This window comes from Mycobacterium noviomagense (genome assembly GCF_010731635.1).
Taxonomy (GTDB): Bacteria; Actinomycetota; Actinomycetes; order Mycobacteriales; family Mycobacteriaceae; genus Mycobacterium; species Mycobacterium noviomagense.
In genome coordinates this window covers 512,774-531,499 of record NZ_AP022583.1, presented here as the reverse complement: position 1 = coordinate 531,499, position 18,726 = coordinate 512,774, and the positions used below count along the sequence as shown (strand labels likewise).

Here is an 18,726-nt window from a genome sequence, read left to right as displayed (position 1 = left end):
TCGTGCGACTGTCCGTTCTTGATCTTGTCCCGGTTCGCGCCGACCAGTCGACATCGGATGCACTGGCCGCTACGGTGCGGCTGGCGCAGACCGCGGACCGGTTGGGCTACACCCGCTACTGGGTCGCCGAACACCACAACATGCCGTCGATCGCCGCGACCAGCCCACCGGTGTTGATCGCCTATCTGGCCGCGCAGACCAGGCAGCTGCGGCTCGGCTCCGGCGGGGTGATGCTGCCCAACCACGCCCCGCTCGCGGTGGCCGAACAGTTCGCGCTGCTGGAAGCCGCCGCGCCGGGCCGCATCGACTTGGGCATCGGCCGAGCCCCGGGCTCGGATCCCGTGACGTCGCTGGCGCTGCGCGGCCCAGCCGGCCGCGACGATCGCGACATCGAGAACTTCCCCGATTACCTCGACGACGTGGCGGCGCTGATGAGCGCCCGCGGCGTGCGGGTTCCGATCCGCAACCACGACTACATCCTCAAGGCCACACCGGCCGCGGTCAGCGAACCGCGGCTGTGGCTGCTCGGGTCGTCGATGTATTCGGCGCACCTGGCCGCAGCCAAGGGCCTGCCATACGTGTTCGCTCACCACTTCTCCGGCAAGGGAACCGAGGAAGCGCTCGCGGTCTACCGCTCGAAATTCAAGCCCAGCGTATTAGCGGCGGAACCGACGACATTTCTGACGGTGAACGCTGCGGTGGCCGAAACCCGCGATGAGGCAACGGCTTTGATGCTACCCAATCTGCACATGTTGGCCCGCATGCGCACGGGGCAGCCGCTCGGGCCGCTGCAACTAGTCGAAGACGCCCAAACCGACCAGCTCACACCCGAGCAGCAGCGCATCGTCGCCAGCGGGCTCAAGCGTGCCGTGGTGGGCACACCCGCTGAGGCCGCCGAGCAGCTGAGGGCGCTCGCCGAGCGGTTCGGTGTCGACGAGGTGATGGTCAACCCGGTCGCCTCGGCTCACCGCGGCACCGACCCGGCAACCGCGCCGGCCCGGGAAAAGACCCTGGAATTGCTTGCCAAAGAGCTGTTCTAGGTGGCTTTTTCGCGCGGCGTCAACACGAACACCGAGATTGGCCGCGACGTCTTGCGCTGATAGGCCGTGTAGCGGTTGGCGTTGTTCTTGTTGACGATCTGCCACAGCCGCAGATAGTCGGGGTCGTCGGGATTGGTTTGCTTCGCGCTGACGGCGAATCGCTTTGGCCCAACGTTGATTTCGCAGTCGGGATGTTTGCGCAGGTTGTGGTACCAGGCCGGGTAACGTCGGGCGCCGGCGTTGGACGCGACGATCAGGTAAGAATCGCCGTCGCGCGCATAGGTCAACGCGGTGGTGCGTGGCTGCCCGGTCTTGGCGCCGGTTGTGTGCAGCAGGAGCATCGGCGCCGCACCCGGTATCCGGTGGCCGATCCAGCCGTTGCTCTTCTGGTAGATGAAGTTGTGGATCCGCAGCAGCTGCGCCCCGGCCTGCTCGATCGGCGAAAGAGTCATGGCCCAGTCTTACTGGCCCGCGTCGATCCGCGCCAGCGCCTCGCGCAGGATCTGTGCGGTGGCTTCCCGGTCGGGGTCGCGGCGCAGCACCATCCCTTTGGCGAACGACAGCTTGTCTCCGTCGCGCCTTGGTACCACGTGCAAATGAATGTGGGGCACCGTCTGGAATGCGGCCGAACCGTCGTTGACCGCGAGATGGGTGGCGTCGGCCAGTTCGGTCGCCCGCGCGGCACGCGCTATGCGCTGGCCGATTGTCACCAGTCCGGCCAGGGTTTCCGGCGGGGTGTCGGTCACGTCGGTGGTGTGCCGCTTGGGCACCACCAGCGTGTGGCCGCGGGTGAACGGACGGACGTCAAGGATCGCGAGGTAGTCGTCGTCTTCGTAGATCTTGATCCCCGGAGCCTCCCCGGCGACGACCGCACAGAACACGCAGGACATGCGGCTACCGTACTGGGTTGCCATCAGGGGGCACCGCGGCGGCCATCGCCTCGATCGCGCGGTCGAGGATCGCACGAGTGGTGCCGAAGTTCAGCCGCGCGAACCCCGCGCTTACCGTCGCACCGAACGGGATGCCCGGGCTCAGCGCGACCTTGGCCTTGGACAGCAGGTAATCCGCCGGTTCGGCTGGCAGGTTCAGCGCCCGGAAGTCCACCCAGGACATGTAGGTGGCTTCCGGCGTGTTGATCTTCACCCCCGGAATGGCCTCGGGCAGACGGTGCGCGAGGTGGTCCCGATTGGTCTTCAGGTAGGGGAGCAGCTCGTCCAGCCACGCGGCACCGTGCTGGTAGGCGGCGATGTTCGCGCGGATACCGACGGTGGACGCGCCCATCTTGTGCAGCATGTTGATCCGGTCCCACTCGTCGATGTCGCGACGGTTGGACAAGATCACTTGGGCGCACATCAAGCCGGGCAGGTTCCAGCCTTTGGACGCCGACATCAGCGTGATCACCGTTTGCGCGGCCGTGTCGGAAACGGAGGCGGCCGCGACGTGGGGGCGGGGGTAGACCAGGGGCGCATGGATCTCATCGGCGATGACCCGCCCGCCGTGCCTTTCCGCGACGTCGACGATGGCACGCATCTCATCGGGGGTGAACGCCGTCCCGAGCGGATTGTTCGGGTTGCACAGAATCAGCGATCCGGCTCCGCCGGCGAAGGCGGCGTCGAGCGCGTCCAGATCCATGACGTACCGCCCCGAAACATCTTGCAGCATCGGGATTTCCACGCGTTGCCGACCGGTGACCCGCAGCACGTCGAAGAACGGCATGTACGCCGGGACGGGCAAGACGACCGGGCTCTCGGGGCGGGTGAGGAAGTTGATCACGACCTCCATGCCCTTGAGCACGTCGGGAACGACCCGGACCCAGTCGGGCTCGACGTGCCAGCCGTAGCGGCGCCGGCACCACTCGGCGGTCGCCGTCGCTAGGTCATCTTCGACCGGCGGGTAGCCGAATTCTTGGTTGTCGACGCACGCGTGCGCGGCGTCGACCACGGCCGGCGCGGTCGCGAAATCCATCTCGGCGATCCACAGCGGCAGCACGTCGGGCTCGAAGTAGGTCCATTTGATGGTCTTGCGTCGGCGGAGTTGCTCTTCGCTCATTGCATCGAACACCGTGTCGGTCATGTCCGTAGTCTGCCTCTCCAGCGCGATACAGTGCCGCGGTGGACCCTCGCGACCTGGCCTTCGCCGGCGCGGCTGAACAGGCGCGGATGTTGGCCGCCGGCACCGTCACCGCTCCTGAGCTGCTGGAGATTTACCTGGACCGCATCGCCCGGCTGGACCCGCAGCTACGGTCCTACCGCGTCGTGTTGGCCCACACCGCACGTCAGGAAGCCGCCGACGCGCAGCGCCGCTTGGTCGCCGGTGAACGACTGCCGCTGCTCGGGGTACCGATCGCGATCAAAGACGACGTCGAGATCGCCGGACAGACAACAACTTACGGCACCAGCGCCCACGGCCCGGCGGCAACCCAGGACGCCGAAGTCGTTCGCGCACTGCGGGCCGCCGGCGCGGTGATCCTTGGCAAGACCTCGGTGCCCGAGTTGATGATGCTGCCCTTCACCGAATCGGTGACCTTTGGCGCGACCCGCAATCCGTGGGACCTCTCACGCACGCCCGGCGGCAGCAGCGGCGGCAGCGGCGCGGCGGTGGCCGCTGGGCTCGCCTCGCTGGCGCTGGGCTCCGACGGCGGCGGCTCGATCCGTATCCCGTCGACGTGGTGCGGTCTGTTCGGGGTTAAAACCCAGCGCGGCCGGATCTCGCTCTCGCCACATGAGGACGCGTGGTGCGGACTGAGCGTCAACGGCCCGATCGCGCGTTCGGTGACCGATGCGGCGGTGTTTCTCGATGCGACGACGACACAGCCCGGCCCCGACGGTGGGTTCGTCGCCGCGGCAGCGCGATCACCCGGCCGACTGCGAATCGCGTTGAGCACCAAGGCTCCACCACCGCTGATCGTCAAATGCAGCAAGGAGCACAAGGCGGCTGTCCACCAGGCGGGGGATCTGCTTCGCGAACTCGGCCACCACGTCGTAGCGCGCGACCCCGACTACCCGCCGACGGCGATCTACGGCAGCTACCTACCGCGCTACTTCCGCGGCATCTATGACGATGCCCGCGCCCTGCCTCATCCGGAGCGGCTGGAGGCGCGCACCCGCAACATGGCACGCATCGGTCGCCTTATCTCTGACCGGCGGATCGCAGCGGTGCGCGCCGGCGAGGAGGCCCTGAGCTCAAGGATCCAGTCGATTTTCGACGACGTCGACGTGCTCGTCACACCGGCGAACGCCACCGGACCGCCCCGCGTCGGGGCCTTACAACGCCGCGGCGCGGTGTCGAGTTTGCTGCTGGTCGCGCGCCAGGTTCCGTTTTTCGAGATATGGAACCTGACCGGTCAGCCCGCGGCTGCGGTGCCATGGGGGTTGGACCCTGACGGGCTGCCGTTCGGCATTCAGCTGGTGGGCCGGCCGTACGACGAGGCGACGTTGCTTGCGCTCAGCGCCCAGATCGAAAGCGCCAGGCCTTGGGCGCACCGGCGCCCGCCGGTGTCATGACAGTGAAATCACTTGCCAAGCCGCTAGTTTCGCCTCGAGCGGGATGGCGTTGGCCGGGCTGGTCGACGGCAGTCGCTGATAGCTGACCGGCGCGTCTAGCCGGACCAGCTTGCCGAACACGGTGGCAGCCTTCTCGCCGTTGAAGTACACCTGCGTAATCGTTGGATAGTTCGCGAACAGGTCCGCAAAGTCGTTGACCACCATGCTTTTCGGCTCGATCTTGGCGTCCGAACTACCGGCGCGGCGGCATCTGCGCAGTACATCCCAGAGCGCCACCCCGTGTGACTGCAACGCCGCCAACCGGCTTTCGTAGGGCGCATTGGGATCGAACCCGAACAGCTCGGCGGTGATTCGCCAGAACGCATTTCGCGGATTGGCGTAGTACTGGCGCATCGTAAGCGATTGGGCGCTGGGAAACGAGCCCAAGATCAGCAGCCGGGCGCCATGAGCGGCAATCGGCGGTAATCCCTCGAGCAGCGGCGTGGCCATCAGCTGATTACGGCGTTTCCGTTCGGCGGTTTGTCGGTGGTAACGGTTAGGTTGCAGGGGTGTCGCGTTATCGATTGGTTCCGACTGCTAAGCAGGCGGTGTTGTTGGCGGAGCACTGTCGCCACGCCCGGTTTGTATGGAATTTGGCTGTAGAGCAGCAGCGGCACTGGCAGCCGGGGCGCCAAGCGCCCGGCTATAACGAGCAGTGCGCCCGTTTGACGGCCGCCCGTGCCGAATACAGCTGGCTGGCAGCGGGCTCGCAGACTGTGCAGCAGCAGGCGTTGCGGGATTTCGCGCAAGCGATGCGTAACTTTTTCAACGGCACCCACCGTCGACCGACCTGGCGCAAAGCCGGTGTGCATGAGGGCTTTCGGCAGGTCGCGGTCAAAGCCCATCACGTCGAGCGTCTGAACCGGCGGTTCGCTCGGGTGTGGGTACCCAAGGTCGGCCGGATCCGGTTTCGCCTGTCGCGGCCGGTCCCCGAGGGTGCGAAGTTCTACCGCATCACCCGTGATCGGGCCGGTCGCTGGCACATCGCGTTCGCCCACGCACCGCAAACCATTGCCGGGCCGGCCGATGGCTCCGTGGTGGGTATCGACCGCGGCGTTGCGGTGGCGGCCGCGCTGTCGACCGGGCAATTGCTGCATGCTCCTCGGCTGAGCCACGGTGAGGCCAAGCGCTTGAAGGCGCTGCAGCGGCGCCTTGCCCGCGCCAAGGGTGGCTCGCACACCGGTTCGAAACGATCCGCATTGAGGTCCTTGATGTGCGTGCGATGACTCGCTCTGCGCGGGGAACGCTGGAGCAGCCCAGTGTAGGTGTTGCCGAAAAACGGGGACTGAACCGAGGTATCAGCCGCAGCGGTTGGGGCATGTTCGCTGCGCGTTTGCAGCATAAAGCCTCTGGTCGGGTCGAGCAGGTTCCGGCCGCGTACACGTCGCAACGATGCGCCGTTTGCGGGCACGTCGCTGCCGGAAACCGTAAGAGCCAAGCGGTTTTCCAGTGCGAATCCTGCACCGCCGGGCCATGCAATGCCGACGTGAACGCTGCACGCAACATCGCCGCCGGACGGGCGGTGACTGCACGGGGAGACCTCGGCGCTCGCCGGTCTAGGAACCGTGAACCTCAACTGTGCTCTCCTGCCGTATAGGTAGCGGGATCAGGGTTGGAATCCTCTGGTTTCAGCCAGAGGAGGACGTCAACAGCTCACATCATGCGCCGCGGGCGTTATAGGTTGTCGGCGTGGACGACGGGGTCGGCCCGGACATCGACGATCTGCTCGATGGCCTGGAAGGCAATGTGCGTGCCGAGCGCGCGGAGTTGATCGAGTGGTTGCTCGACCAAGGCATCACGGTCGAGGAAATTCGAGGATCGTTCATGCCGATGCTGCTGGCGTCGCGGCGACTGATCGGCGATGACGGCACCTATGTGTCTGCGCGCGAGATCAGCGAGTCAGCCGGCGTGGACCTGGATTTGCTGCAACGGGTCCAGCGCGCCATCGGGCTGGCGAGGGTCGACGACCCCGACGCCGCCGTCCACATGCGCGCCGACGGCATCGCCGCTGCGCACGCACAACGCTTCCTCGAGGTCGGCCTCGACCCCGAGCACTTGGTCCAGGTGGTGCGCGTTCTCGCCGAAGGTCTCTCGCATGCCGCCGAGGTGATGCGCTACACCGCGCTGGCAGCCATCCTCGAACCGGGCCTAAGCGAGCTGGAGACCGCGAAGCGCTCCTACGCGTTGGTGAGCCGGATCGCCCCGCTGCTGGGTCCGTGGATCACCGACATGCTGTTCATGCACCTGCGCCACCAGATGGAGACCGAAGCCGTCAGCGCCAGCGAACGAGCCGCGGGCGCACCGTTACCCGGCGCACGCCACGTCGCCGTGGCGTTCGCCGATCTCGTCGGCTTCACCCGCCTTGGCGAGGCGGTGCCGCCCGAGGAGCTGGTGCAGTTGGCCGATCGCCTGGCCGGCCTTGCCCGGGACGTGGCCGCCCCACCGGTGCGGTTCATCAAGACGATCGGCGACGCGGTGATGTTCGTGAGCCCAGATCCCGTGCCGCTGCTCGATGCGGTGCTCAAGCTCGTCGAAGTCACCGACACCGAGAACGAATTTCCGCGGCTGCGGGCGGGCGTGGCCGCGGGGTCCGCGGTAAGCCGGGCCGGCGACTGGTTCGGCAGCCCGGTGAATGTGGCCAGCCGGGTGACCGGCGTCGCGCGGCCCGGCACGGTGCTCGCGGCCGAGTCGGTACGCGAGGCGGTAGGGGACGGCCCGGGGTTCAGCTGGTCGTTCGCCGGCGACCGTCATCTCAAAGGCGTCAAGGGCGAGGTGAAGCTGTTTCGCGCCCGCCGCGGCGAGAGCGGCGACAACGAGGCTTGGGGCTAGGTTCGCAGATAAAAGGGCAGACCCGGAGGACACTGGGGTTGCGTCTCATACATCCTGCGCGGCCGGCTCTGACACCCCTTACACCGGCTCTTCGGATCAGTCACTTCCGGGTCTGCTTCGCTCCTAAAGCTACGCCGTCGACTCCGATGTATCAATGGTTTTCACCGTCATCGGCCCGCTCGCGCCTTTCCGGGCGGGCCCAGTCGCGGTTCTGCGCAAGCGCTGAAATCGCGTCGTGTTCGCTTCCGGAGAACACGGTTCCATTAGCAGTGTAATGATGTAATCATGTAATCATGAAACGACACCATATGCATGGGCGGCGCTATGGACGCCCCGGCGGCTGGCAGCAGGCGGAGCAACCGGACGCCAGCGACGCCGCCGAATGGTTCGCTGGGCGTCTCCCGGACGACTGGTTCGACGGCGACCCGGTGGTCATCGTCGACCGCGAAGAGATCACCGTGATCGGCAAGCTGGCTGAACCCGAGGGGCAAGAAGAAAGCGAAGCGCGCACGTCCGGGCGGGTCTCGCGGTTCCGCGAGGAAACCCGGCCGGAGCGCATGAACATCGCCGACGAGGCACAGGCTCGGTACGGTCGCAAGGTCTCCTGGGGCGTCGAGGTCGGTGGCGAGCGAATCCTGTTCACACATATCGCGGTTCCGGTCATGACGCGGCTGAAGCAGCCCGAACGTCAGGTGCTCGACACGCTTGTCGATGCCGGCGTGGCCCGATCCCGCTCCGACGCGTTGGCCTGGGCGGTCAAACTGGTCGGCGAGCACACCGAGGAGTGGCTGGCCAAACTGCGCGAAGCGATGGCAAAGGTCGATGATCTGAGAGCGCAGGGCCCGGAACTCTAGGCCCGCGCCATCTCCCAGTAGATCCCGTGCCGTGCCAGCAATTCGGCGTGGCTGCCTTGTTCGATGATCTCGCCGGAATCCATCACCAGGATGTGGTCGGCGTCGCGGATCGTCGAAAGACGGTGGGCGATAACGAAGCTCGTTCGGCCGCGACGAAGTCCATGCATCGCATGCTGAACGAGCAACTCGGTGCGGCTGTCGACCGAACTGGTTGCCTCATCGAGGATCAATAGCTGTGGGCGGGCTAAAAAAGCCCGCGCGATGGTGATCAGTTGCTTCTCGCCGGCGCTGATGTTGCCGCCGTCGTTGGTGACCCGCGTCTGGTAGCCGTCCGCCAGCGTGCGCACGAACCGGTCGACGTATGCCGCCCTGGACGCTTCGACGATCTCGTCGTCGCTCGCGCCGGGTCGCCCATAGGCGATGTTCTCGGCGATCGTGCCATCGAACAACCAAGTGTCCTGCAGCACCATGCCGATTCTGGAACGCAGGGACTGTCGGCTCATCGACGCGATATCGACGCCGTCGATCAGGATCCGCCCCGAATCGACGTCGTAGAACCGCATCAACAGGTTCACCAGCGTGGTTTTGCCGGCGCCAGTGGGTCCCACGAGCGCGACGGTGCTCCCCGGCTCCGCAACGAAGGACACATCCCGGATAACCGGCGTGCCAGGGCGGTAGGCGAAATTCACATGCTCGAATTCGACTCGGCCACTTGGCTCCTCGCCGTTGTTGGGCGGCAGCGCAACGGCACCGTCTGCGGGTTCTTCGGCCTCGTCCAGGAATTCGAAAACCCGCTCGGCGCTGGCCACTCCGGATTGCAGCGTGTTGTACATGGCCGCCAGCTGGGTCAGCGGCTGGTTGAACTGGCGCACGTATTGGATGAAGGCCTGGACGCTGCCGAGGGTGATCTGCCCTGTTGCCACCTGCAGACCGCCGACCACCGCCACCGCCACGTAGCTGAGGTTGGCGATGAACATCGCCGCCGGTGACAGCAGACCCGATACGAACTGCGCACCGAAACTGGACCGGTACACGTCGTCGTTGAACTCGCGGAACTGCTCTTGCGCCCTAGCCCGATGGCCGAAGGTCTTCACCACCGTGAATCCGCTGTAGGTCTCTTCGATGTGGGCGTTGAGCCGTCCGGTCTGCCACCACTGGGCGGCGAACATCCGCTGCGAACGTCGCGTGATCACGCGGGTGACCACCACGGAAAGCGGCACCGTCAGCAGCGTGATTGCGGCCAGCAGCAACGAGATCGACATCATCATCGCCAGCACGGCCACCACCGTCAGCACCGCGCTGAACAGCTGGGTGATGGTCATCGAGATCGACGTTTGGATGTTGTCAATGTCATTGGTGACCCGGCTCAGCAGCTCGCCACGCTGCCGACTGTCGAAGTACGAGAGCGGCAATCGGTGGACCTTGTCCTCGACATCGGAGCGCAATGCGAGCATGGTGCGCCGCACCGTGACGTTGAGCAGCCTCGCCTGCACCCAAATCAGTGCCGCCGCAACCAGATAGATGGTCAGCGCCAACGCGAGTGTGCGCCCCACCGCGGCGAAGTCCACGCCGCGCCCGGGCACCAGGTTCATCCTGGACAGCAACTCGGCGAAGGTGTCATTGCCGCGGGCGCGAGCCGCGGCGACGGCTTGCTCCTTGGTCATCCCGGCCGGTAGTTGCCGGCTGATCACGCCGTTGAATAACAGATCGGTGGCGTGTCCCAGGACCCGCGGCCCGGTCACCGAAACGGCGATGCCGGCGATCGACAGCGCGACCACCGCACTGGCCATCCAGCGTTGCGGCGCAAGGCGTTTAGCCAGACGGACGACCGCGCCGGTAAAATCGCGGGACCGCTCCGCGGGAGCCTCGACCACTTCGCGGATCGGCCTGTTCATTGCCATAGTCATGGCGTGCCACCCACTCCGGCGCCCAGAGACTGCGAGTCGACGAACTCGGCGTAGGTGGGGCAGTCGGCCACCAATGCGTCATGCGCGCCGGCACCCACCACGCGCCCGTCGTCGACAACAATCACCTGGTCCGCCTGGACGATCGTCGAAATACGCTGCGCGACAACGATAACCGTCGAATCTACCGATACGTCGCGCAGCGCCGCACGGACCCGTGCGTCCGTGTGCACGTCCAGCGCGGAAAACGCATCGTCGAACAGGTAGATGGCCGGGCGGCGGATCACCGCGCGCGCGATCGCCAGGCGCTGGCGCTGTCCACCCGAGAAGTTGATGCCGCCTTGAGCGACGCGCATCTGCAGCCCGTCGTCGTGCGCGCGCACAAACCCGTCGGCGTCGGCTACCCGCAGCGCTTCCCACATCTCGTCTTCGCTGGCATCCGCCTTGCCGTAGCGCAAGTTGTCGGCGACGGTTCCCGAGAACAGGTAGCCGCGCTGTGGGACCAGCCCGACGGCCGACCACAGTCGCTCGATGTCGTAGTCGCGCACGTCGACGCCGTCGACCAGCACAGCCCCATCGGTCACGTCGTAGAGCCGGCAGATCAGCGATATCAGCGTGGACTTGCCGGAACCGGTGCTGCCGACAACGGCGGTGGTGGTGCCCGGCAGCGCAGTCAGCGAAACGCCCTGCAACACCGGCCGATCCGCCCCCGGGTAGCTGAAGGTGGCGCCGTCCAACCGCACTACGCCCGTCACCCCGGCATCCGGGAACACCGGCACCGCAGGGTTATCGACCGCGACGCGCGTAGAGAGCACCTCGGTGATCCGCTCTGCGCAGACCGAGGCCCGCGGCAGCATCATCAGCAGCATCGTGGCCATCAACACCGCCATCAGGATCTGCATGAAGTAAGACAGGAACGCGATGAGCGAGCCCACCTGCATCTGGCCATGATCGATCCGCAGGCCGCCGAACCAGATCAGCGCGACGCTCGAGCAGTTGATGGTCAGCGTGGTCACCGGCAACATCAGCGCCTGCCACTTGCCCGCCTCCAGCGCGGTATTCGACAGCGTCAAATTGGCGTGGGCGAACCGGTCCCGCTCCAATTGTTCGCGGGCGAAGGCTCTCACCACCCGGACGCCGGAAAGTTGGTCGCGCATCACCCGGTTGATGCCGTCGACTAGTTTTTGCATCCTGCGAAAGATCGGCAGCATCCGCGAGATGATCCAGTAATTGGCCAAGCCCAACAGAGGCACACTGACCAGCAACAGCCACGAAAGCCCGGCGTCTTGATGGATGGCCATGACGACGCCGCCGATGCACATGATCGGTGCGGTAACGAGCACGGTGCAGGTCATCTGCACCACCAGCTGGATCTGCCGCACATCGTTGGTCGTCCGTGTCAGCAACGTCGGCGTGCCGAACCGGGCGGTCTCGTGCTCGGAGAATTCGGTGACGTGATGGAACATGGCCGAGCGCAGGTCGCGGCCGAATCCCATCCCGGTGCGTGAGCCGAAGTAGACGGCGCCGACAGAGCACAGCATCTGCAGAGCTGTGACTGCCAGCATCACTCCGCCAAGCCGCACGATGATGGCAGTGTCGCCCTTGGCCACCCCGTCATCGATGACGGTGGCGTTGACCGTAGGCAGGTACAGCGAAGCCAGAGTGCTGACGGTTTGCAGTGCCATCACCGCTGCGACCAGCCAGCGGTACGGCCGGACGTACTGGCGCAGCAATGCCAGGAGCATCTGGTAACTGTCGCACACCGCGCGTTGTCGAGTCCTGACCACGCCGGATGACCCCGCTGCTGAAAGACGCCGGTCGGAGATGCTAAAGACCTGTTCAGCGCGTGTGCCGTGGTTGCCCTAAGGTGCTGCCGCTACAGTGCATCGTGTGACCAGCAGAAGGTACGCGTAGCAGTGCAGCGCAACGTGGTGGCGCTCGCCCTGGTGGCGGCGACCTTGATCCCGGCGATGGCCGCGTGCTCGCATTCCGGCGCCAGGCAACCCCAGCCCACCGAGTCGTCGTCACCGTCGTCCGCGGAGGGGCATCACGGGCCGTTCTTTCCGCAATGCGGCGGTATCAGCGACCAGACCGTGTCGGAGCTCACCAAGATTCCGGGACTGGTCAACACCGCCCAGAACTCGGTCGGCTGCCAGTGGCTGGCAGGCGGCGGCATCCTGGGCCCGCACTTCTCTTTCTCCTGGTATCGCGGCAGCCCGATCGGGCGGGAGCGCAAGACCGAGGAGCTGTCGCGGACCAGCGTCGAGGACATCAACATCAACGGCCACGGCGGCTTCATCGCCATCGGTTCCGAGCCGACGTTGGGTGACTCGCTGTGCGAGGTCGGCATCCAGTTCCAAGACGACTTCATCGAATGGTCGGTGAGCTTCAACCAGAAACCGTTCCCGGATCCATGCGACATAGCGAAGGAACTGGCGCGTCAATCGATTGCGAACTCGAAATGAGTCGCCCAATGCGTCAACGGGTGCTCGCGGCGGCGATGGCCGTCATCGCGGCGATGGCCATGGTGACCGGGTGTTCGCGGTCGGTGGCCGGCAAACCGGTCCGGGCGGGCGAAGGCGGCGGCCAGCGCAACAACAACTCCGAGCAGCAGTACCCGAACCTGCTCAAGGAATGCGAAGTGCTGACCACCGACATCCTGGCCAAGACGGTGGGCGCTGACCCGCTCGATATCCAGAGCACATTCGTCGGCGCCATCTGCCGATGGCAGGCGGCCAACCCGGCCGGTCTCATCGACATCACCCGGTTCTGGTTCGAACAGGGCAGCCTTGCCAACGAACGCAAGGTCGCCGAGGGGCTCAAGTACCAGATCGAGAACCGCTCCATTGCCGGCGTGCAGTCGATCGTGATGCGGCCGAACGACCCCAACGGCTCCTGCGGGGTGGCCAGCGACGCCGCCGGGGTGGTCGGCTGGTGGGTCAACCCGCAGGCCCCCGGCATCGACGCGTGCGCGCAGGCGATCAAGCTCATGGAGCTGACGCTCTCGACGAACTCCTAGCGTTGTGGAATAGACGTACGACGAGCGGTCTCAACAAGCGCCTCCGCCGCTCGTTTGGCTTTCTTGCGCTCGCCGGCAGTTGCTGATTGGTGGGTGTATGCGACCTTCGACTTCACATTCAGCAGAGCGCGCAGGTGCTTCTCCATGCTGTGCTCCGACTGCGCAAGCAGTGAAATTGCCTCATTGTGGTTCTCGCCTACTGCTTACTTTCCGAGGCGAGCAACATATAACGTCCGCCGCAGCGATGCCCGCGAGAACAAGAGGGTTCCCGACGCGTCTGGCGTCTCGTCTTCGATGTAGAGCGCGGCATCAAGGAACTGTATGGCCTTCTTCAGCCGCCCCAGCCGGATAACCTCCGAACACGTCTTTGTTCGCCCGGTCACCGATTCTTGCGCCCCTTCCCGATCGGTCGGGCCTGCTTGAGTAGCCAGGCCCTCGATCCCGCTACGGTCAGGCCCTGATCGAGAACTTCGCGCACCATGGGCTCGGTCCGAGCAGCGCGCAGTTCAGCGATTGTGTACTCGACGACGCGCGCATCGTTTCCAGTCCACCTACTTACCGCCGCGGCGAGCTCATGCACTTGCCGCGTCCACAGGGGTTGGGGCGTAGCGTCATCCTGGACCAAGAACAGGTCCACGTCGCTGTGCGCGGTCATCGTGCCGCGCACAACAGATCCGAATACTGCCGCATATTTCGGCGGGTGCTCCCATTCGCTGAGTCGCAGTTCGAGTCGCGCCAGGAAGGTTTTTGGCAGACTTGCCAGCGCCTGGATCGGCTCTGCGGCCAGGTGTTCGGTGTTGAGCCGATAAGCGAATGCGTTACCCACCCGCTCGGCGAGCACCACGCCTTGCAGAACCAGTCGTGCGAGAACCTTGCGGATACCCTCTTCTGAGAAGCCGTTCAGGATGCGATGGATCTGCCCGGTCGTAAACGTAGCGTCGTGCGTCGCCAGAACCGCGAGGACGTCGCCGTCCAACGTTGGTGTCACCGTCGCAAACGGCCGGTTCAGCTCCATTCGACACCTCTGAGGCAGCACCAACTATAGTTGGTTCACGTCAACTTTAGTTAGTAAGCGCCAACTATAGTTGGTACGCGAGCGCGCCGCTGGCTGGTGATGTGAAGGCGATACTCGGGATTAACGCGGCACGTGGAAGTCGACCAGCGCGGCACCGCCCGGCGTGAGATCCTTCCAGCGGCCGGCGACATGCAACACCGCGAGCGCCGACGTCGGGAACTTCGTCGAAATGCCTTGCACCGCAGCGCTGTTCGTGCCATCGGCACCGGCTAGGCCGGTCGCCACCTCAGACATCGTCGGTTCATGCCCGACGACGAGCAGGGTGGCGACGTCGTCGTCGACCCCATTGATTTCGTCGATCACCATTGCCGGAGTGGCGCCATATAAGCGCTCGACGTAGCGCACCGGCGCCTGCACACCGGTGCGCTCCAATGTCTGGCGGGCGCGCGTCGCGGTGGAACACAGCACCAAGTCGATGGCAGACACGTTGGCGCGCAGCCACTCACCGGCCAACGGAGCCTCGCGAAGTCCTCGTGGTGCAAGCGGCCGGTCGTGGTCAGCGACCCCGTCGGGGTACGCCGATTTCGCATGCCGCAGTAGCACCAACGTATGCCGGCTGCTCACCTGACCAACGGTAAGGCCCGACCCCGGGACGTGCCGAGCAAGGTCCCCGAACTTGTCGGTGCCCGGTCCTAGACTCGCGATGCCCGGCACGGCAAGGCAGAAAGGACGGGACCGCCATGCGCTTCGTGCACACCGCCGACTGGCAGTTGGGCATGACCCGTCACTTCCTGGCCGGGGAAGCCCAGCCGCGGTATTCAGCGGCCCGCCGCGACGCCGTGGCCGGGCTGGGTGCCCTGGCGGCCGAGGTGGGTGCGGAGTTCGTGGTGGTTGCCGGGGACGTCTTCGAACACAACCAGCTGTCTCCGCAGGTGGTCAGTCAGTCCCTGGAAGCCATGCGCGCCATCGGCATTCCGGTCTACCTACTGCCGGGTAACCACGACCCGCTGGATGCGTCGTCGGTGTACATCAGCGCACTGTTCACTGCAGAACGCCCGGACAACGTCGTCGTCCTCGACCGGGCCGGCGTGCACGAGGTGCGGCCGGGCGTGCAGATCGTCGCCGCGCCCTGGCGCTCGAAGTCGCCCACCACCGACCTGGTCGCCGAAGCGCTCGACGGCGTGCCGAACGACGGGATCAGCCGAATACTGGTCGCGCACGGCGGCGTCGACGTGCTCGACCCCGATCCCGGCAAACCCGCCGTCATCGGGCTCGCGGCGCTGGAAGATGCGCTGACCCGCGGTCTGGTCCACTATGTTGCGCTGGGCGACAAGCACTCCCTTACCACGGTCGGCAGCAGCGGTCGGGTGTGGTACTCCGGCTCACCGGAGGTCACCAACTTCGACGACGTCGAATCCGATCCCGGGCACGTCCTGATCGTCGACATCGACGAAGCCGACCCCAAGCGGGCGGTCAGCGTCGAGGCTCGCCATGTCGGTCGCTGGCGGTTCCTCACCCTGCGCCACCAAGTCGACAACAACCGCGACATCGCCGACCTGGACCTGAACCTCGACCAGATGACCGACAAGGACCGCACGGTGGTGCGGCTGGCCTTGACCGGGTCATTGACCGTCACCGACCGCGCCGCCCTGGACGCCTGCCTCGACAAATACTCGCGGCTGTTCGCGTGGCTGGGCCTGTGGGAGCGCCATAGCGACCTGGCCGTGACCCCGGCCGACGGTGAGTTCAGTGACCTCGGCATCGGCGGGTTCGCCGCCGCCGCCGTCGACGAACTCGTCGCAACCGCCCGTGCCGGCGAGGGTGATGCCGCCGACGATGCGCAGGCAGCGTTGGCGCTACTCCTGCGGCTTGCCGATCGCGACCGAGGTGCGGCGTGAAACTGCACCGGCTGGTTTTGACGAACTACCGCGGCATCGCGCACCGCGAGATCGAATTCCCCGACAGCGGCGTGGTGGTGGTGTGTGGGCCCAACGAAATCGGCAAGTCATCGATGATCGAGGCGCTGGATCTGCTGCTGCAGTCCAAAGACCGCTCAACGAAGAAAGACGTCAAGCAGGTCAAGCCCACCCACGCCGACGTCGGGTCGGAGGTCACTGCCGAGATCAGCACGGGCCCTTATCGATTCGTCTATCACAAGCGGTTCCACAAGAAGTGCGAGACCCAGCTGACTGTATTGGCCCCTCGCCGGGAACAGCTGACCGGCGACGAGGCACACGAGCGGGTGTGCGCCATGCTGGCCGAGACCATGGACACCGAGCTATGGCAGGCGCAACGGGTCTTGCAGGCGACGTCGACTGCCGCGGTGGATTTCTCCGGCTGTGACGCGCTGTCGCGTGCGCTGGACGTGGCAGCCGGTGACGCGGCCATGTTGTCGGGCACCGAGCCGCTGCTCATCGAGCGCATCGAGGCGGAGTACGCGCGCTACTTCACGCCGACTGGACGTCCGACCGGGGAGTGGTCCGCTGCGATCACACTTCTGCGCGAAGCCGAAGAGGATGTTGCCCGGTGCGCTGCGGCGGTCGCCGAAGTCGACGACCGGGTGCGCCGGCACGCTGCGTTGAGCGATGAACTCGCCGAGTTGTCCCGACGCCAGCAGGAGGCAGACGCGCGGCACCGCGCCGCGCAAGCCGCCGCCGCCGTCATCACGGGGCTCACCGAGCAACTCCGGGAAGCCCACCTGCTCGCCAGTGCCGCCGCCGCGACCAGTACCGCGTCTGCTTCCGCGCACAGCGAGCGGCTGCGGTTGCGCGCCGACATCGACACTCGCGCCACCACCATCGCGGCCGTGGAAATCGAGGCCCGCCAAGCCGCTGACGCACAGGCGGCAGCACGGGAGGCTGCCGCTGCCGCCGATGCGGCGCTCGAGCAGGCCAACACCGATCTGGCCGCTGCCCGACAACGGCTGAACACCGCTCGAGATGTGTTGGAGAAACTTTGCGAACGTGGTGAGGCCGACGGCCTGGCCACCCGGCTCGCCAAGATCGACGCCGCAAACCGCGACCAGGAGCGGATCTCGACGGAGTTATCCCGGATAGCCCTCACCGATGCCGTCATGCAGCGCATCGAAAATGCCGCGGCAGCGGCCGACCGGGCGAAAAGCAGAATCGAGTTAGTTTCGGCGACAGTCGAATTCACAGCTGCTGCAGACATCGAAATCGAGGCCGACGCCCAGCGCATCCCGTTATCCGCCGGGCAGACCTGGTCGACGACGGCGACCGGCCCTGCCGAGGTCGTGGTTTCCGGTGTGCTGACCGCCCGATTCATCCCCGGTGCCACGGCACGCGACATCGAAGCCGAATATGCAGCCGCCCAAAGGGAATTGGCGGCTGCGCTAGCGGCCGGTGAGGTGGCCGACCTGGCTACGGCGCGATGCGCCGATAAGCGGCGCCGCGAACTGCACAGCGACCGCGACAAGGTGACCGCCACGCTGACCACGCTCTGTGGTGACGACGATGTCGAGCAACTGCGTGCCCGGCTGGCGGAGTTGCGTGCCGGTCAGCCCGAAGAACCAGCCGATGCCACAGTGGATATCACGGTCGCCCGGGCTGAGCTCGACGCGGCCGAAACGGCTTACGGGCAAGCATTAGCGCACTCCGAGGAGTGTCGCCAAGTTTCGGCCGCCGCAGCCAGCCGGGTAGCCGAGGCGTCAACGCGCGCAGCGGTTTTGCAGGACAAGCTGGCAACCCAGCGGAGCGAGCTGGATGCGGCAACCGCCCGGCTGGCCGAGCAGCGGGCATCCCGCCCCGACGATGACTTGGCTGCCGCCGCGGATGCAGATCTGCGGTCCGCCCAAGCAGCTCACCAGCGACTGGCGGACCTGTCCGACCAGCTCGATGCGGCGGCGCCGGACATGGTTGCCGCCGAACTCGCGGACGCCACCGAGGCGGCCGACACGCTGCGTACCCACCGCGAGGAAACGGCCCGTGCGCTGCATGACATCGCGGTGGAACTGGCCGTGTTCGGTACCGAAGGGCGAAAAGGAAAGCTCGACGAAGCCGAAACTCGCCGTGAGCATGCCGCGGCCGAATACTCCCGGGTGCGCCGCCGCGCGCGTGCTGCGGAACTGTTGCGCTCGGTGATGGTCCGTCATCGCGACAACACCCGGTTGCGCTACGTCGAGCCGTTCCGCACCGAACTGCAGCGGCTCGGTCGCCCTGTGTTCGGGCCCAGTTTCGAAGTCGAGGTCGACAGTGACCTGAGTATTCGCAGCCGAACCCTTGACGGCCGCACTGTGCCCTACGAGTCGCTGTCGGGCGGCGCCAAGGAGCAACTGGGCATCCTCGTGCGGTTGGCGGGCGCGGCGTTGGTCGCAAAGGAAGACACGGTCCCTGTGCTTATCGACGACGCGCTGGGCTTCACCGATCCCGACCGCCTGGTCAAGATGGGGGAAGTGTTCGACATGGTCGGCGCCCACGGACAGCTGATCGTGTTGACATGTACTCCAACTCGCTATCACGGCGTTCAGGGCGCACACCATATCGAGTTGGGCGCTTGACGGCCAT

The 18,726-nt window shown here is 66.0% G+C and carries 19 protein-coding genes; 10 read left to right on the top strand and 9 right to left on the bottom strand.

All coding sequences use genetic code 11. From position 1 onward, the window contains the following. Positions 1-2 precede the first annotated feature (2 nt). Positions 3-1,040 (top strand): LLM class flavin-dependent oxidoreductase, encoded by a 1,038-nt coding sequence (locus tag G6N15_RS02235; protein WP_083085192.1) that lies wholly within the window; start codon positions 3-5, stop codon positions 1,038-1,040. On the opposite strand, the gene G6N15_RS02230 is transcribed toward G6N15_RS02235, so the two are convergent. From G6N15_RS02230 to G6N15_RS02220, 3 genes are read right to left on the bottom strand one after another with little or no spacing between them, the layout of a single operon-like run. Further along, positions 1,037-1,492, bottom strand: a complete 456-nt coding sequence (locus G6N15_RS02230; RefSeq protein WP_083084968.1) for a nitroreductase family deazaflavin-dependent oxidoreductase — start codon at positions 1,490-1,492, stop codon at positions 1,037-1,039. The two genes, G6N15_RS02235 and G6N15_RS02230, sit on opposite strands and share 4 nt — an antisense overlap. A 9-nt stretch (positions 1,493-1,501) precedes the next feature. Further along, positions 1,502-1,930 carry an HIT family protein gene (locus tag G6N15_RS02225; RefSeq protein ID WP_083085195.1) on the bottom strand — a complete coding sequence of 143 codons (429 nt, stop codon included), beginning with the start codon at positions 1,928-1,930 and terminating at the stop codon, positions 1,502-1,504. Positions 1,931-1,934: 4 nt separating this feature from the next. Beyond that, positions 1,935-3,113, bottom strand: a complete 1,179-nt coding sequence (locus tag G6N15_RS02220; protein WP_083084971.1) for a MalY/PatB family protein — start codon at positions 3,111-3,113, stop codon at positions 1,935-1,937. A 38-nt stretch (positions 3,114-3,151) separates the two neighbouring features. Here G6N15_RS02220 and G6N15_RS02215 point away from each other — a divergent pair, with 38 nt between their 5' ends. Beyond that, positions 3,152-4,543 carry an amidase gene (locus G6N15_RS02215; RefSeq protein WP_083084973.1) on the top strand — a complete coding sequence of 464 codons (1,392 nt, stop codon included), beginning with the start codon at positions 3,152-3,154 and terminating at the stop codon, positions 4,541-4,543. On the opposite strand, the gene G6N15_RS02210 is transcribed toward G6N15_RS02215, so the two are convergent. Then, entirely contained in the window at positions 4,538-5,032 is a 495-nt protein-coding gene (locus G6N15_RS02210) for a DNA-deoxyinosine glycosylase (protein ID WP_083084974.1), read from the bottom strand. The two genes, G6N15_RS02215 and G6N15_RS02210, sit on opposite strands and share 6 nt — an antisense overlap. A 59-nt stretch (positions 5,033-5,091) precedes the next feature. Here G6N15_RS02210 and G6N15_RS23045 point away from each other — a divergent pair, with 59 nt between their 5' ends. The 4 genes from G6N15_RS23045 to G6N15_RS02195 all read left to right on the top strand — a co-directional run bounded on the left by G6N15_RS23045 (position 5,092) and on the right by G6N15_RS02195 (position 8,265). After that, entirely contained in the window at positions 5,092-5,808 is a 717-nt protein-coding gene (locus G6N15_RS23045) for an RNA-guided endonuclease InsQ/TnpB family protein (protein ID WP_232070329.1), read from the top strand. Further along, positions 5,805-6,179: a transposase gene (locus G6N15_RS23040; protein ID WP_332107678.1), complete on the top strand. Its 375-nt coding sequence runs from the start codon at positions 5,805-5,807 to the stop codon at positions 6,177-6,179. The genes G6N15_RS23045 and G6N15_RS23040 overlap by 4 nt, the downstream gene beginning before the upstream one ends. A gap of 92 nt (positions 6,180-6,271) precedes the next feature. Then, a complete protein-coding gene (locus tag G6N15_RS02200) occupies positions 6,272-7,411 on the top strand; it encodes an adenylate/guanylate cyclase domain-containing protein (protein WP_083084975.1) in 1,140 nt (379 codons plus the stop codon). A 293-nt stretch (positions 7,412-7,704) separates the two neighbouring features. After that, positions 7,705-8,265: a hypothetical protein gene (locus G6N15_RS02195; protein WP_083084976.1), complete on the top strand. Its 561-nt coding sequence runs from the start codon at positions 7,705-7,707 to the stop codon at positions 8,263-8,265. Here the strand turns inward: G6N15_RS02195 and G6N15_RS02190 are convergent. Both G6N15_RS02190 and G6N15_RS02185 read right to left on the bottom strand, forming a co-directional pair. After that, positions 8,262-10,172: an ABC transporter ATP-binding protein gene (locus G6N15_RS02190; RefSeq protein ID WP_083084977.1), complete on the bottom strand. Its 1,911-nt coding sequence runs from the start codon at positions 10,170-10,172 to the stop codon at positions 8,262-8,264. The two genes, G6N15_RS02195 and G6N15_RS02190, sit on opposite strands and share 4 nt — an antisense overlap. Further along, entirely contained in the window at positions 10,169-11,914 is a 1,746-nt protein-coding gene (locus tag G6N15_RS02185; protein ID WP_083084978.1) for an ABC transporter ATP-binding protein, read from the bottom strand. The genes G6N15_RS02190 and G6N15_RS02185 overlap by 4 nt, the downstream gene beginning before the upstream one ends. A 225-nt stretch (positions 11,915-12,139) precedes the next feature. Here G6N15_RS02185 and G6N15_RS02180 point away from each other — a divergent pair, with 225 nt between their 5' ends. Both G6N15_RS02180 and G6N15_RS02175 read left to right on the top strand, forming a co-directional pair. Then, complete coding sequence (locus G6N15_RS02180; protein WP_275998040.1) at positions 12,140-12,634, top strand: DUF3558 domain-containing protein; 495 nt, start codon at positions 12,140-12,142, stop codon at positions 12,632-12,634. Between the two features lie 8 nt (positions 12,635-12,642). Continuing rightward, positions 12,643-13,188, top strand: coding sequence for a DUF3558 domain-containing protein (locus G6N15_RS02175; protein ID WP_139797688.1), 546 nt, complete (start codon positions 12,643-12,645; stop codon positions 13,186-13,188). 203 nt (positions 13,189-13,391) lie between these two features. Here the strand turns inward: G6N15_RS02175 and G6N15_RS23035 are convergent, their stop codons facing one another. The 3 genes from G6N15_RS23035 to G6N15_RS02160 all read right to left on the bottom strand — a co-directional run bounded on the left by G6N15_RS23035 (position 13,392) and on the right by G6N15_RS02160 (position 14,827). Beyond that, positions 13,392-13,571 (bottom strand): hypothetical protein, encoded by a 180-nt coding sequence (locus G6N15_RS23035; RefSeq protein WP_232070327.1) that lies wholly within the window; start codon positions 13,569-13,571, stop codon positions 13,392-13,394. Next, complete coding sequence (locus tag G6N15_RS02165) at positions 13,568-14,203, bottom strand: nucleotidyltransferase domain-containing protein (RefSeq protein WP_083085012.1); 636 nt, start codon at positions 14,201-14,203, stop codon at positions 13,568-13,570. Before G6N15_RS02165 ends, G6N15_RS23035 begins: the two co-directional genes overlap by 4 nt. A gap of 120 nt (positions 14,204-14,323) precedes the next feature. After that, positions 14,324-14,827, bottom strand: a complete 504-nt coding sequence (locus tag G6N15_RS02160; RefSeq protein WP_169922490.1) for a SixA phosphatase family protein — start codon at positions 14,825-14,827, stop codon at positions 14,324-14,326. Between the two features lie 116 nt (positions 14,828-14,943). Here G6N15_RS02160 and G6N15_RS02155 point away from each other — a divergent pair, with 116 nt between their 5' ends. Further along, the gene (locus G6N15_RS02155) at positions 14,944-16,101 is read left to right on the top strand and encodes a metallophosphoesterase family protein (RefSeq protein ID WP_083085014.1); all 1,158 of its coding nucleotides are present in this window, start codon (positions 14,944-14,946) and stop codon (positions 16,099-16,101) included. Then, a complete protein-coding gene (locus tag G6N15_RS02150) occupies positions 16,098-18,719 on the top strand; it encodes an AAA family ATPase (RefSeq protein WP_083085017.1) in 2,622 nt (873 codons plus the stop codon). Before G6N15_RS02155 ends, G6N15_RS02150 begins: the two co-directional genes overlap by 4 nt. Positions 18,720-18,726 lie beyond the last annotated feature (7 nt).